Origin of the sequence: Streptomyces sp. 4N509B (assembly GCF_052245655.1) — a bacterium.
Classification (GTDB): Bacteria; Actinomycetota; Actinomycetes; order Streptomycetales; family Streptomycetaceae; genus Streptomyces.
The window spans coordinates 370,422-383,810 of the sequence record NZ_JBQQBZ010000001.1 but is presented as its reverse complement, the minus strand read 5'-3'; the positions used below and the strand labels follow the sequence as shown (position 1 = coordinate 383,810).

Annotated in this window: 15 protein-coding genes; 12 read left to right on the top strand and 3 right to left on the bottom strand. The window is 74.3% G+C overall.

Going from position 1 to position 13,389, the window contains the following annotated elements:
- Nucleotides 1-56 precede the first annotated feature (56 nt).
- Nucleotides 57-1,238: an aminotransferase class I/II-fold pyridoxal phosphate-dependent enzyme gene (locus ACTWP5_RS01685; protein ID WP_443218828.1), complete on the bottom strand. Its 1,182-nt coding sequence runs from the start codon at nt 1,236-1,238 to the stop codon at nt 57-59.
- A 76-nt stretch (nt 1,239-1,314) separates the two neighbouring features.
- On the opposite strand from ACTWP5_RS01685, the gene ACTWP5_RS01680 reads away from it, so the two are divergent.
- From ACTWP5_RS01680 to ACTWP5_RS01655, 6 genes are all read left to right on the top strand, one after another.
- Nucleotides 1,315-2,277, top strand: coding sequence for a DUF5819 family protein (locus tag ACTWP5_RS01680; protein WP_443218827.1), 963 nt, complete (start codon nt 1,315-1,317; stop codon nt 2,275-2,277).
- The gene (locus ACTWP5_RS01675) at nt 2,274-3,728 is read left to right on the top strand and encodes an HTTM domain-containing protein (RefSeq protein ID WP_443218826.1); all 1,455 of its coding nucleotides are present in this window, start codon (nt 2,274-2,276) and stop codon (nt 3,726-3,728) included. The genes ACTWP5_RS01680 and ACTWP5_RS01675 overlap by 4 nt, the downstream gene beginning before the upstream one ends.
- A 71-nt stretch (nt 3,729-3,799) precedes the next feature.
- Nucleotides 3,800-4,600, top strand: coding sequence for a TrmH family RNA methyltransferase (locus ACTWP5_RS01670; protein WP_443218927.1), 801 nt, complete (start codon nt 3,800-3,802; stop codon nt 4,598-4,600).
- A gap of 108 nt (nt 4,601-4,708) precedes the next feature.
- On the top strand, nt 4,709-4,837 hold the full coding sequence (locus ACTWP5_RS01665) for a hypothetical protein (protein WP_443218825.1): 129 nt from the start codon (nt 4,709-4,711) through the stop codon (nt 4,835-4,837).
- Between the two features lie 293 nt (nt 4,838-5,130).
- On the top strand, nt 5,131-5,355 hold the full coding sequence (locus ACTWP5_RS01660) for a hypothetical protein (protein ID WP_443218824.1): 225 nt from the start codon (nt 5,131-5,133) through the stop codon (nt 5,353-5,355).
- A gap of 97 nt (nt 5,356-5,452) precedes the next feature.
- On the top strand, nt 5,453-6,592 hold the full coding sequence (locus tag ACTWP5_RS01655; protein ID WP_443218823.1) for a nitric oxide synthase oxygenase: 1,140 nt from the start codon (nt 5,453-5,455) through the stop codon (nt 6,590-6,592).
- A 43-nt stretch (nt 6,593-6,635) separates the two neighbouring features.
- Here the strand turns inward: ACTWP5_RS01655 and ACTWP5_RS01650 are convergent, their stop codons facing one another.
- A complete protein-coding gene (locus ACTWP5_RS01650; RefSeq protein ID WP_443218822.1) occupies nt 6,636-7,130 on the bottom strand; it encodes an Lrp/AsnC family transcriptional regulator in 495 nt (164 codons plus the stop codon).
- Nucleotides 7,131-7,270: 140 nt separating this feature from the next.
- Between ACTWP5_RS01650 and ACTWP5_RS01645 the strand changes: the two genes are divergently transcribed.
- The 4 genes from ACTWP5_RS01645 to ACTWP5_RS01630 all read left to right on the top strand — a co-directional run bounded on the left by ACTWP5_RS01645 (nt 7,271) and on the right by ACTWP5_RS01630 (nt 11,323).
- Nucleotides 7,271-8,308 carry an NTP transferase domain-containing protein gene (locus tag ACTWP5_RS01645; protein WP_443218821.1) on the top strand — a complete coding sequence of 346 codons (1,038 nt, stop codon included), beginning with the start codon at nt 7,271-7,273 and terminating at the stop codon, nt 8,306-8,308.
- On the top strand, nt 8,305-9,729 hold the full coding sequence (locus ACTWP5_RS01640; RefSeq protein ID WP_443218820.1) for a molybdopterin molybdotransferase MoeA: 1,425 nt from the start codon (nt 8,305-8,307) through the stop codon (nt 9,727-9,729). Before ACTWP5_RS01645 ends, ACTWP5_RS01640 begins: the two co-directional genes overlap by 4 nt.
- 89 nt (nt 9,730-9,818) lie before the next feature.
- Complete coding sequence (locus ACTWP5_RS01635) at nt 9,819-10,991, top strand: phosphotransferase family protein (protein WP_443218819.1); 1,173 nt, start codon at nt 9,819-9,821, stop codon at nt 10,989-10,991.
- Nucleotides 10,992-11,026: 35 nt separating this feature from the next.
- Complete coding sequence (locus tag ACTWP5_RS01630; RefSeq protein WP_443218818.1) at nt 11,027-11,323, top strand: TFIIB-type zinc ribbon-containing protein; 297 nt, start codon at nt 11,027-11,029, stop codon at nt 11,321-11,323.
- On the opposite strand, the gene ACTWP5_RS01625 is transcribed toward ACTWP5_RS01630, so the two are convergent.
- Entirely contained in the window at nt 11,278-12,201 is a 924-nt protein-coding gene (locus ACTWP5_RS01625) for a class I SAM-dependent methyltransferase (protein WP_443218817.1), read from the bottom strand. The two genes, ACTWP5_RS01630 and ACTWP5_RS01625, sit on opposite strands and share 46 nt — an antisense overlap.
- Nucleotides 12,202-12,405: 204 nt before the next feature.
- Between ACTWP5_RS01625 and ACTWP5_RS01620 the strand changes: the two genes are divergently transcribed.
- Nucleotides 12,406-12,861, top strand: a complete 456-nt coding sequence (locus ACTWP5_RS01620) for a tellurite resistance TerB family protein (protein ID WP_443218926.1) — start codon at nt 12,406-12,408, stop codon at nt 12,859-12,861.
- A gap of 95 nt (nt 12,862-12,956) precedes the next feature.
- Complete coding sequence (locus tag ACTWP5_RS01615) at nt 12,957-13,355, top strand: SgcJ/EcaC family oxidoreductase (RefSeq protein WP_443218816.1); 399 nt, start codon at nt 12,957-12,959, stop codon at nt 13,353-13,355.
- Nucleotides 13,356-13,389 lie beyond the last annotated feature (34 nt).

Genomic DNA, 13,389 nt, shown 5'->3' with positions numbered 1-13,389 from the left:
CGCGGCGCCCGGGGACGCCGCCCGCGCCGCCCGCTGGCACGCCGCCTCCCGCGACGTCACGCCTCCCGGGCCGGCGCGCCGCCCTCCGAGGCCGTAGCCAGCCGCGCCACCGCCTCGCGCAGCGAGTCCGCGCGGCGGCAGAAGGAGAAGCGGACCAGCCACGGCGCCGGGTCGGGCGTGGCCTGCCGGAACGCGGAGGTGGGAATGGCGACGACGCCGCCGCGTTCGGGCAGCTCGCGGCAGAAGCGATACCCCGCGTCGTCGCCGTCGTAGCCCCAGGGCCTGACGTCGGCCTGCACGAAGTACCCGGCCTCGGCCCGGTACGGCCGCAGGCCCGCCGCGGTCAGGCCCTCGCCGAGCAGGTCGCGGCCGGCCAGCAGCGTCTCGCGCAGCGCGGCCGCCCACGGCTCGACCGCGTCGAGCGCCCGCGCGATCGCCGCCTGGTACGGCGTGCCGGAGGCGTACGTCAGGAACTGCTTCACCGACGCGACGGTGGCCACCAGCCGTGCCGGCCCCGTGACCCAGCCGACCTTCCACCCGGTGACGCTGAACGTCTTGCCGGCCGACGAGATCGTCACCGTCCGCTCCCGCATCCCGGGGAGGCTCGCGACGGGCACGTGGGGGAGGCCGTCGTAGGTCAGGTGCTCGTACACCTCGTCGGTGACGACGGTGAGGTCCCGCTCGCACGCCAGCTCGGCGACGGCGCCGAGCTCGGCGGGGGAAAGGACGGTGCCGGTGGGGTTGTGCGGGGTGTTGAGGACCAGCAGCCGCGTCCGGGGCGTGACGGCGGCGCACAGCGCGTCGGGGTCGAGGGCGAAGCGGTCGCCGTCGAGCGTGAGCGGCACGGTCACGAGGCGGGCGCCGGCGAGGCGGGCACCGGCGGGGTACGCGTCGTAGCAGGGGTCGAGCGTCAGCACGTCGTCGCCGGGGCCGGCCAGCGCCAGCAGCGCGGAGGCCAGCGCCTCCGTCGCGCCCGTCGTGACGAGCACCTCGCCGTCCGGGTCGTACGTCAGGCCGTAACGTCGCAGCTGGTGGGCGGCGACCGCCGTGCGGAGCGCGGGCGCGCCGACGGCGGGCGGGTACTGGTTCTCGCCCGCGAGGACGGCCTCGGAGACGTCCTTCAGCAGGGCGGGTGGGGAGGGGAGGTCCGGCACGCCCTGGCCGAGGTTGATCGCGCCGGTGCGGCGGGCCAGCTCCGTCATCTCCGTGAAGATGGATGTCTCGATCGCGCGACTCATGACCACACGCTACGGTGCTCGGGTCAGGGCTCGGGCGAGAACGGGTCGATAAGCGTAGGGGGAGCTGCCGAGCATCATGGACCAGCAGTCATCGGACCAGGCACCGGAGGGCGCCCCGGGGGCGGCACCCGGAGCAACGCCGGGGGCCACGCCGGGAGGCGCGTCGCCTGGCGCGCACGGAGCCCGGAGCGGGGCCGCCGCCGCTCCTCCGCGGGACCCGTCGGCCGCGTCCGGCCCCGGCTCCGACCCCGACCCCGGCTCCGACCTCGGCTCCGACCTCGACCGGACCGCCACCGCGGACGTGCGCCTCGGCGCGCTGTCGCTGCCCGCGCGGATCATCGTCGCCCTGACGGTGGGCGCCCTGACCATCTACGCCGCCGCCCACATGGTGATGGTCTTCCTCTTCGTCGCTCCTGAGAACCACGTCACCCAGGAGTACGGCGACGGGATGCGCGAGTACATCTACCCGGAGTTCGAGCAGAGCTGGAAGCTGTTCGCGCCCAACCCGCTCCAGCGCAACGTCGCCGTCGAGGTGCGCGCCGAGACCCGCGACGGCGAGGGCGGGCGCGACACCACCGACTGGATATCCCTGACGGCCATGGATGTCGAGAACATCGAGCACAACCCCTGGCCCAGTCACACGGCGCAGAACGAGCTCCGTCGCGCCTGGGACTTCTACACCGGCTCCCACACGGAAACGGGCGGCGAGGCGGTGGGCCTGCGCGGCGAGCTGTCGGAGATCTACGTGCACCGCATCGCGCTGCTGCGTCTCGACCAGTCGGGGCTCGTCGACGTGGACGACATCGTGCGCATCCAGCTGCGGTCGGCGACCACGCTGGTGCCGGCGCCCGAGTGGCGGGCGGAGGACCTCGACACCTCGACCGCCTACTACGAGCTGGACTGGTGGGTCGTGACCTCGCGCGACCTGCCGAGCGGCGTCCTCGCCCCGGACGACGACGACCAGGCGTCGGGCCAGGCGTCGGACCAGTCGTCGGGTGGGGGACAGGGTGAGGGACAGGGCGAGGGAGGGGAACGATGAGCGCGACCACGCCACAGTCCCAGGGGACCGGCGGCACCCCGCCGTCGCCGTTCCGCGGAGTGGGACAGTCCTTCGACAACGCGCTCGCCCGCGGCATCGGCCACGTGACCCGCCGCGCGCTCGGCCCGTACCAGACGGCGATCGTCCGCATCGGCTTCGCCACCGCCTGGCTGATCTACCTGCTGCGGGAGTGGCCGCACCGGCACGAGCTCTACGGGCCCGACAGCCCGTGGGGCTACGACATAGCCACCCGCTTCGTCGCCGACAACCACGCCTTCACGGTGTTGCTGTGGACGGACTCGCGGGTCTGGTTCGAGTTCGTCTACCTGCTGGGGATCGCCTCCTGCGTCGGCCTGCTGCTGGGCTGGCGCACCCGCGCGATGGCGCTGCTGTACATGATCGGCGTGCTGTCGTTGCAGAACCGCAGCGTGTTCATGGGCGACGGCGGCGACAACGTCGTCCACCTGATGGCGCTCTACCTCGTCGTGAGCCGCTGCGGCCAGGTGTGGTCGCTCGACGCGCGCCGCCGGGCGCGCGGCACCGGCCACTGGGCCGACCCGGTGGGCATCGCGGTGTGGGCGGTGCTGGGCGCGGCACTGCTCGGGAGCGTGGCCTCGGGGAAGCTGGACAGCTGGATCTGGACGGCGTTCTTCGCGGGGATGTGGCTGGTTTACGCGTACTGGTGGCTGGTGGAGCGGTACGCGGGCGGCGAGGTGCGGATCGTCTCCGACATCATCGCCAACGTCGTGCACAACGCGGTCCTGCTGGTGATCATGTTCCAGGTGTGCGTGATCTACGCGGCGGCCGGCTGGTACAAGATCCAGGGATCGCGCTGGCAGGACGGCACGGCCGTCTACTACCCGCTGCATCTGGACTACTTCGAGCCCTGGCCGGCGCTCTCGGAGCAGCTGGGCAACAACGGCCTGATGGTCACCGTGCTCACCTACGGAACGGTCGCGGTGCAGGTGGCGTTCCCGTTCGCGCTGCTGAACCGCAGGGCGAAGAACCTGCTGCTCTTCCTGATGATCGGCGAGCACATCGGCATCGCGGTGGTGCTGGGCCTGCCCGCCTTCTCCATGGCGATGATCGCGATGGACAGCGTCTTCCTGCCCACCGTCTTCCTGCTGTGGCTGGGCGGGCGGACGAGCGCGCTGGGGCAGCTGCTCGGCCGGCCGTTCCGGCGCCGGGGCGCCGCTCCCCCGCCGGAGCCGGCGAAGGCGGGGCCGGGGGGCCTGCCGGGCACGGCGCCGGCCGCGACGCCGGGGGCGTTGCCGCCGCAGGTGCCCGGGTCGCCGCCGCGGGTGCCGGGGCCGCCGCCAGGGCCGCCGACGTCGGGGCCGGGGTCTGCACCGGGCTCTGCGCCGGGTTCGGCGCCGCCCGAGCCTCCGGTGACGACGCCGACGATCCCCGCGCCGACGCGGCCCCGGGAGCCGGTGGAACGTGACACGTGACGGCTGACGGCGGGCTGCCCGACGGCACCGACGGCACCGGCAGGACGGCCGGCGCCGACGGCGCCGAGGCCGTGGTGGGCCGCTGGCGCGAGCTGCTGGCGGCCCGCCCGCCCCGACCGCGCGCCGTCCTGGTGGACGGCTTCCACGCCCTCAAGCACGCGCTGCGCTTCGGCGCCGAGGTCCCGCTGGCCGTCACCTCGGACAAGCCCGCCGCGTTGGCGCTGGCGCGGGAGCTCGCCCCGGAGGCGACCGAGCGGCTCGCGGCCCTCCTCACCCCCGTGCCGCCCGCGACACTGCGTGCCCTGCTGCCCCCGCCGCAGCGCCCGCACCCCACCGGCGTCGCCGCCCTTGCGCTCCGCCCGGCGGCGGCGCGGCCGTTCGCCCCGTGGCCCGACGCGCCGGTCGTGCTGCTGGACAACCCGCGGCACCTGGGCAACGTCGGCGCCGTCGTCCGCCTGGTCGCGGGCGCCGAGGCGGGCGGCCTGGTCACCACGGGCGGCCTCGACCCGTGGCACCCCAACGCGGTGCGCGCCGGGGCCGGCCTGCACTTCGCGACGGCCGTGGCCCGCCTCACCCCGGACGAACTCCCGCCCGAGGTCCCGCTCTACGCGCTGGACCCGGAGGGCGAGGACCTCCGCGAGGTGACGCTCCCTCACCGCTCGCTGCTCGCCTTCGGGTCGGAACGCGCCGGACTCTCGCCCGAGGTGCGCGCCCGTGCCACCCGGCTGCTGTCCCTGCCGATGCGTCAGGACGTCTCCAGTTACAACCTCGCGACCAGCGTCGCCATGACCCTCTTCCACTGGATGTCCGGACCATCAACGCCGGGAGTGGATGACGCCTCCACAACGCGGCATTCCGGCCCTATCCTGTGAGCCCCGTCCCGTGACGTACCCACGCCGTCGCCCGGTCTGAGAGAGCCCATGCGGAAGATCGTCGAAGCGATCAGTTGCAAATGCCAGAATGGAACTCTCGTTCGCGAGGTGAACCTCACGAACGACGGCTTTCTCTTCGACAACCCGGACTGGGCGTGCACGAGTTGCGGCCGGGTCGTCAAGGAGGAGAACCCCGAGCGGATCGCGCCCTGGCCCGAGAGGGCCGCCAGCCCCTGACGGCCGGGCGGGCAGGGCCCCGCACCGGGACGCCTTCGGGCCAGGCCGGAGAACCGGCCGGGCAGCGCTCCGTGCCCCTCCTGTCACCCGTGCCGTTTCCATCCCACTCACCGCCTCTCCGCCTCTCCGCCTCTCCCGCGCGGTTTTCGAACCGGACAGTCATTTCTCACCACGCGTCCGCTCCGTGGCGGAGATTGCTGTTGCGGAAGAGGGAAGCGCACGTAACGCGCCTTCAACGGAAAGCGCCCACCGTGGAAACAACGGCGGTCCGCGCGAGTGGGAAGGACGTCGGGATGGGCTGGGAAAACGGCGCGTGCGTGGTGGACACGCGCACCGGCAGGGTCGGGCGCGTGACGGGCGAGACGGGTTCGCACCTGCGGCTGAGCCCGTTGGTGGCGGGGCGGCCCGCGTGGGACTGTCCGACGGAGTCGGTCCGGGCGGCGCTGGAGTTCGAGGAGCGCAACGCCGATGTGTTGGACGCCACATGGCGGTTCTGGCGCCGAACCGCACATCTGTGACGCTTGTTCAGCTTCCGTCCGCGAGTAGCCTCGCGCGTAGTCCGGGGCCCGCCGTCGCGGGCGCGGCCGGACCAGCCGCACCCCATCCAAGGAACCCATGGACACCACGGAACGCACGGTGGCACCCGTTCCGAACTGGGACGAGGTCGAGGAGTTCGTCCACCTCTTCCACGCCGAGCAGCCGGACCAGCCCGTCCCGTTGTCGATGCGCCTGAGCCAGATCCGTGAGCGCATCGAGCGGACGGGCACCTACCAGCACACCCCCGCCGAGCTGGAGTTCGGCGCCAGGGTCGCCTGGCGCAACTCCAGCCGCTGCATCGGCCGCCTGTACTGGCGTAGCCTGCGGGTCCTCGACCGGCGTGCCGCGACGAGCTCCCAGCAGATCCACGCCTGCCTGTGCGAGCACCTCCGCCTGGCCACCAACGGCGGCCGGGTGCGCCCGGTGATCTCCGTCTTCGCCCCGGCGACGCCCCACCGGCCGGCGCCCGTCCTGTGGAACGGTCAGCTCGTCCGCTACGCCGGGTACCGCCGCCTCGACGGCGCGGTCATCGGCGACGCCGCCCACATCGGCCTCACCGACGTGGTGCGCCACCTGGGCTGGCAGGCGCCCGGCGGCTGGTTCGACGTGCTGCCGTGGGTCATCCAGATGCCCGGCGAGAAGCCGCAGCTCCACGACATACCCCGCGAGCTCGTGCACGAGGTGCCGCTGGCCCACCCCGACCACCCCGGCATCGGGGAGCTGGGCCTGCGCTGGCACTCGGTGCCCGTCATCTCGAACATGCGGCTGTCGATCGGCGGCATCGACTACCCCCTGGCGCCGTTCAACGGCTGGTACATGGGCACCGAGATCGGCGCCCGCAACCTCGTCGACCCCGACCGCTACAACCTGCTGCCGCTCGTCGCCCAGATCCTCGGCCTCGACACCAGCACCGAGGAGACGCTGTGGCGGGACCGGGCGCTGGTCGAGCTCAACGTGGCGGTGCTGCACTCCTTCCGGGCCGCCGGGGTCAAGATCACCGACCACCACACCGAGTCGCGGCGCTTCCTGACCCACCTGGAGCGGGAGGAGAGCGAGGGGCGGATCGTGCCCACGGACTGGAGCTGGATCGTTCCTCCCGTCTCCGGCGGCCTGACGCCGGTCTTCCACCGCTACTACGACTACGCCGAGCTGCGGCCGAACTTCTACCTCGACGACGCCGCGCGCGCCCGCGCCGCCGGCCAGTGCCCCATCCACTGACCCCGTCCCTCAGCCTCCGCCAGTCTCCGCCGCCGACTGGCGGTCAGCGGTCGATCGAGCGGGGGGCCGGCTCGGACAGCGGCTCCGCCTCCTCGAAGACGAGGAGGGTGCGGGTCGTCAGGACCTCGGGCAGGGGCTGGACGCGGCCCAGCACGAGCTCGCGCAGCGCCCGGTTGTCGGTGGTGTGCACCAGCATCAGCACGTCGAAGTCGCCACTGACCAGGGATATGTGAGAGGCGCCCGGCAGCTTCCTGAGCTTCTCCCGCAGGGTGGGCCAGCTGTCCTGCACGATCGTCATCGCGACGTACGCGGCGGCGCCGTCGCCCGCGCGTTCGTGGTCGATCCGGGCGCCGAACCCCCTTATCACGCCCTCCTCCAGCAGGCGGTTGATCCGGGCGTAGGCGTTGGCGCGGGAGATGTGGACCTGCTCGGCGACCGAGCGGATCGACGCGCGTCCGTCCACGCGCAGCAGCCGAAGGATCGCGAGGTCGATCGAGTCGAGCTGCCGGGCCGGCTGGTGGTGGTTTCCGTTACTCATCGCTCCCACGCTCGGGCATACGAACGCGGCCTCCCCTCCCCGACGTGCAGCTGGCTGTGCATCCATGGGACGTGACGGGAACCTCGTTGTCCACAGGGCCTCACCACCTCCCCGGCGTCGCAGGGCAGTAGCGTGACCACGTGACCGTGCTCCGTGATCCCGACACCCCGCCCACCCCCGACGAGCCCGCGTCCGACGCCGCGCCGGACGCCGGGTTCGACGCCGGGTTCGACGCCGTGGTGTTGGCGGGCGGGGCGGCGCGGCGGCTGGGCGGGGCGGACAAGCCAGCCGTTCGCGTCGGCGGGAGAACGCTGCTGGGGCGGGTGCTCGACGCGTGCGCCGAGGCCGGGCGGGTCGTGGTCGTCGGGCCGCGCCGCGCCACGGACCCGGCGACGGGCCGCGTGCCGCGGTGGGCGCGGGAGGACCCGCCGGGCGGCGGGCCGGTCGCGGGCATCGCCGCGGGACTGCGCCACGTCGACCGGCCGCTCGTCGCCGTCCTCGCCGCCGACCTGCCGTTCCTCACGACCCAGACGCTTCGACGGCTCAGCGCCGTGCCGCCCGGCGCGGACGGCCTCCTGCTCCGCGACGCCGAGGGCCGCGAGCAGCCCCTGGCGGCCGTCTACCGGACGGCCTCGCTGCGCCGCGCGCTCGCCGCGGTGGCGGCCGGCGAGACCGCCGCCCCCGCCGGGGCGGGGGGCCCGCTGTCCGGCGTGGCCGTCAAACGGCTGCTGCCGCACCTGACGCTGGGCCACCTCGACGCGGGCGAGGACGCCACCGACTGCGACACCTGGTCCGACATCGCCACGGCCCGCGCCCGGATCGGGGACGATGGGACCGTGTTGGACGAATGGATCGCCGCCGCCCGCGTCGAGCTGGGCATCGCGCCCGCCACAGAACCGGACCTCGACGTCGACACCACGGCGCTGCTGGACGCCGCCCGTGACGCCGCGCACGGCGTGGCCCGCCCCGCGGCGCCGCTGACCACCTTCCTCATCGGGTACGCGATGGCCCGCCACGGCATCGGCCAGGCCGAGGCGGCCCGCCGCGTGGCCGAGCTCGCCGCGCGCTGGGGCCGGGAACGCGAGGCGGGCCGGGAGGGCCAGGCGAAGGGCCAGGCGAAGGACCAGGCGAAGGAGCAGGAGCAGGGGCAGGGGCAGCCGTCGGGGGAGGCGCGGTGACGCCGACGTCCGGCGCCGGCCCGGGCGACCGCGTCGACGACGTCGACGACTTCGACGACGCCCTGGCCGTCGCCAACAGCCCCCTCGCCGCCCACCGCGCCACGGCCGGGCCCGAGGACTCCGGACGCGGCACCTCCGGGCGCGGAGCCTCCGGCCGGGCGACCGACGCCGAGGGCGGCCGGGTGCCGCCGCCCCCCACCGCCACCGCGCCCACCGGCGCCGTCCCCCACGCCTCCGTCGCCCAGCCGCCCGACTGGTACGCCGCCCGCGCCGCCGCGTACCGCGCCGCCCGCCCGCTGCCCGTGCGACCCCGCCCGTTGGACCAGTCCCTCGGCCACACCCTCGCCGAGCCGCTGACCGCCCTCACCGACCTGCCGGCCTTCGACACCTCCGCCATGGACGGCTGGGCCGTCGCCGGCCCCGGCCCGTGGCGGCTCGCGGGCCCCGCCCAGGTGCTGGCGGGGGCGGGCGGCGCGCCCCCGTTGACCGACGGGCAGGCCGTGCCGATCGCGACGGGCGCCCGCATCCCCGAGGGCACCACCGCCGTGCTCCGCGCCGAACGGGGCACCGCCACGGGCGGCGCGCACGGGCGGCTGCGCGGCGCCCAACCCGAGCCGGGCGCCGACATCCGCCCGCGCGGGCAGGAGTGCCGTTCGGGGACGGAGCTGCTGCCGGCCGGCACGCCCGTCACCCCCGCCGTGCTCGGCCTGGCCGCCGCCGCCGGCTACGACGAGCTGCCGCTGCGCCCGCGCCCTCGCGTCGACGTGCTCGTGCTCGGCGCCGAGCTGCTGCGCCGGGGCCTGCCGCGCGACGGCCTGATCCGCGACGCGCTGGGCCCCCTGGTCGGCCCGTGGCTGACCGGCCTCGGCGCGGACGTGCTGGTCACGCGCCGCCTGGGCGACGACGCCGAGGCACTGTTCGAGGCGATCAGCACCAGTCGGGCCGACGTCGTCGTGACCACGGGCTCCACGGCCGCGGGGCCCGTCGACCACCTGCGGCCCACGCTCCGCAGGCTGTCGGCGACCGCGCTCGTCAGCGGCGTCGCGGTGCGGCCCGGCCACCCGATGCTGCTGGCCCGGCTGCCGAGCGGCGTGCCGCTGGTCGGCCTGCCGGGGAACCCGCTGGCAGCCGTGTCGGGCCTGGTGACACTGGCCGCGCCGCTGCTGGCCGCCCTCGCCGGGCGGGTGGCGCCCGGGGACGGGGAGGAGCGGTGGGCGCCGCTGGTCGCGGCGGTCACGGGGCACCCGAGGGACACGCGTCTGGTGCCCGTGAGCTGCGCGGCGACGGGCAGCGTCCGGCCGTTGACCTACGCGGGCCCGGCGATGCTCCGGGGCGTCGCCTCGGCCCAGGCGCTCGCGGTCGTGCCCCCCGGCGGCGCCGACGCGGGCGACCGGGTCCGCCTCGTCGACCTCCCGCGCTAACGCTCCACGCGCCCCACCGCGCTCCAGCTCGAACGATCCGGTGTCGTGGGCCGGCGTCACGGGCGGCGCGGCGCGCGACACTGGATTCCGTGCCCCAGCAGCAGTCTCCGCCGAACGCGTCCACGCCGCTCAGCGCCCTCGGGCAGCAGCTGGCGAGGCTGCTGGCCGCGCCGGGCGCCTCCCCCGTCCGGGGCGCGCCGCCCGAACTGCCCGAGCCGTCTGAGCCGCCCGAGCCGCCCGCCGTCCTCGTGGAACGGCGCGAGGTGACGGTGGTCCGCGCGGGTGGCCTGGTGGCGAAGGCGCACGCGGCGGGCACCGACGCCGCCGCGCTCGCGTTGCGCCTGCGGCTGGCCGCCGGCGGGGCCCTGGCGGGGATCGTGCTGCCGCCCGCCTCGCCCGAGGCGGTCCGGCTGCCCGGCCCGGAGGAGCGGCTGGCGACGACCTGGCCCTACGGCACGCCCGTGGATCCCGAGGACGAGACGGCGGTCCCGTGGGAGGCGGCCGGCGCGTTGCTCGCCGCGCTGCACGCCGTCGACGTGCCGGCGGTCGTGTCCGGCGGCAGACCGTCCCGGGTGCCGCCGATGGCCGGTCCCGTGCGGACCGCCCGCGTCGTCGCGCGCCTGTGGACGGCGGGCGTCGGGGGCACGCCGGGCCTGGCCGAGGCGCGGCGGGCCGTGGAGAACGTGTGGGAGGGCCTGCCCGCGTGGTGCCGCGCCGAGGAGCCGTCGCCGCCGCTGGCACTCTGCCACGGGGACTTCCACCTCGGGCAGCTCGTCCGCCTCCCGCTCCACGGTCCGCGCCGCGAGGAGTGGCTGCTGATCGACGTCGACGACATGGGCCTGGGCGACCCGGCCTGGGACCTGGCCCGGCCCGCCGCCTGGTACGCCTCCGGGCTGCTGGCGCCGGAGGACTGGCACCGCCTGCTCACGGCGTATCTCGCCACCCAGACGGCATCGGCGGCATCGGCGGCATCGGCGACCCGGGCACCTCGGACGACCCGGACGGTCCGCCCGGTCCTGCCGGGCCAGCCGGACCGGGCAGTGGACCGGGCGGGACGGGCGGGCCGGGTGCCCCCGTCGGCTCTCCCCGAGGGGGACCCCTGGCCCCGTCTGGACGCCCCCGCCCGCGCGCTCACGGCCCACCACGCGGCCCGCGCGCTGGCCAGCGCCGCCGTCGAGGGCCGCGCGCTCGACGGGGACGAGATCGCCTTTGTCGACAGTTGTCTCCGGATTGGCCACCCGCGACGGCGCGGGACCGTTTAGGGTGGCTGCGTCGAGACGACCCAAGGGAGCCGACGATGCAGTGTCCCAAGTGTCATGCGCCGATGAGCACGTTCAGTCGCAGCGGCGTCCAGATCGAGCAGTGCTCCGGCTGCCGTGGCATCTTCCTGGACTACGGTGAGCTGGAGGCGATCACGCGCCTCGAGTCCCAGTACGCCGCCGCGCCCGCGCCGCCGCCCGTCGCGGCCCCGCCGCCCCCGCCGCAGCCCGGTCCCGCCTGGGGCGCGCCGAGCCACCACGGGCACCATGGCCACCACGGCCACTACGGTCACCGTCGCAAGGGCGGGCTGTCGGGGCTGTTCTTCTCCTCCTGACCGTCCTCCTGACCGGCGGTCTCACCGCCGTCAGGCCCTTCCGACCCCGACCCCGGCCCCGACTCGGGCTCAGGCTCGGACTCGGGGGCCAGGCTGACCCGGATCTTCGACTGGCCGTGGGGCAGCCGTTCCCAGTCCTCCATGAAGCGGGCACGCAGGCCGTGGCGCTCGGCCAGTGAGATCAGCGTCTCGGTGCGGTAGTAGAAGTCCTCCCGCAGCACCTGGTGCTCGGTGCCCTCCGTGCGGTCGAAGGTGAAGTCGAAGAAGCCGCCGGGCGCCAGGACGCGGCCGACGTGCGCCAGGCACTCGTCGATGACCTCGATCGGCGAGTGCGAGAAGACGCTGTGCGCGTGGACGACGTCGAAGTGCCCGGAGGGCAGGAAGTCCAGCGTCAGGTCCTTGGTGAGGGTCAGGTGCGGCAGCTTCTCCTGGAGCCCGTAGTCCACCAGGGTCTGCTTCGCGCTGATGAGGATGTCCGGCGAGATGTCGATGCCGTAGTAGTTGCCGGCGTCGAGGTGCCGGATGAAGCGCCAGCCGCCGCGCAGGTTGCCGCAGCCGATGTCGAGCATGCGGTGCTCGGGGCTGAGGCCGTGACCGCGCAGGTAGTCGAACTGCATCTTGCCGAGCGCCAGCCACCGGTCCTTCGTGCGGCTGCCGACGGCGGCCCTGGGGTCCCGCGCGGCGTCCGAGGCCATCACGGCGCGGTAGTACGCCACGTGGTCGCGGTGTCTCAGCCGCAGCCAGGCGTCGCGCCCGCTGCGTCGGAGGTGGGGGATGACGCGGCGCGGGTGGGTCAGCGCGTACGCGATCTTGTGGCCGAGCCGTGAGCGGTTGACGGCCAGCTTGAGGCGGGGCGTCCTCGTGCGTTTCGTCGGCATGCGCGCAGCTTGGTGCAGAAACGCCCAGGGTGCAATTCCCCGGTACGTTCTGTTGACGCGCCACGCCCGCGACGCGGCCATGACCTCACGGAACTCGTACGTCGTGTGGAATCGTTGCCACGGAGAGAGACCAGAGACAACGCGTGTGGTCCCGACGGACACGGCGGCACGCGAGACACACGACAGACAGAGGTGACGTTCGACATGGCGCTGTGGGACAAGCTGAGGGACTCGGCCACGAAGATGCAGGACCAGCTCATGAAGAAGAAGTCCGACCTGAAGTCGGGCGCCTTCCGTGACGCGAGCATGGCGATGTGCGCCCTGGTGGCGGCGGCCGACGGGCACGTGGACCCCGCCGAGCGGCAGCGCGTGGCCTCCCTCATCGCCACGAACCAGGTCCTCCAGAACTTCCCCGCCGCCGACCTCCAGCAGCGCTTCAACGGGTACGTGGACCAGCTGACGCGGGACTTCCAGTTCGGGAAGATCAGCGTCCTCCAGGAGATCGGCAAGGCGAAGAAGAAGCCGGAGGAGGCGCGGGCCGTCATCCAGATCGGCATCGTCATCGGCGGCGCCGACGGGAACTTCGACGCCATGGAGCGCGGCGTCGTCCGCGAGGCCTGCGGCGCGTTGGGGATCTCACCCGCTGAGTTCGACCTGTGAGGTTCGAAGGGGTCGTCGCGTGGGCACGGCTGGTCTGAGATCTCGAATGATCTTCATTCGATCGTAGGTACGACGCACCATCGGGAAGGTAGGCCATGCCCACCGAGCAGGAGATCCGTGACCTGTTCACGCTCTGGAACGACGCCCTCGCGACTGGCGACCCCCAGGTGGTCGCCGACCGGTACGCCCCACACGCCGTGCTGATCCCCACGCTGTCCAACGTGGTCCGCACGGACCGCGCCGGCATCGTGGACTACTTCGAGCACTTCCTGGCCAACCGGCCCACGGGCGAGATCCTCGAATCCCACGTGATCACTCCCGGCCCGCACGCGGCGGTCGACGCCGGCACGTACCGCTTCCACTTCGCCCGCCCCGACGCGCCCGCCCGCACGGTCGACGCCCGGTACACCTTCGTCTACGAGCGCGCGCACCACGGAGAGGGCTGGCTCATCGTCCACCACCACTCGTCGGCGATGCCGGAGCCCGCCAGCTAGGCGGGGCGGGAGGGCGGCCAGGGGTCGGACAGGG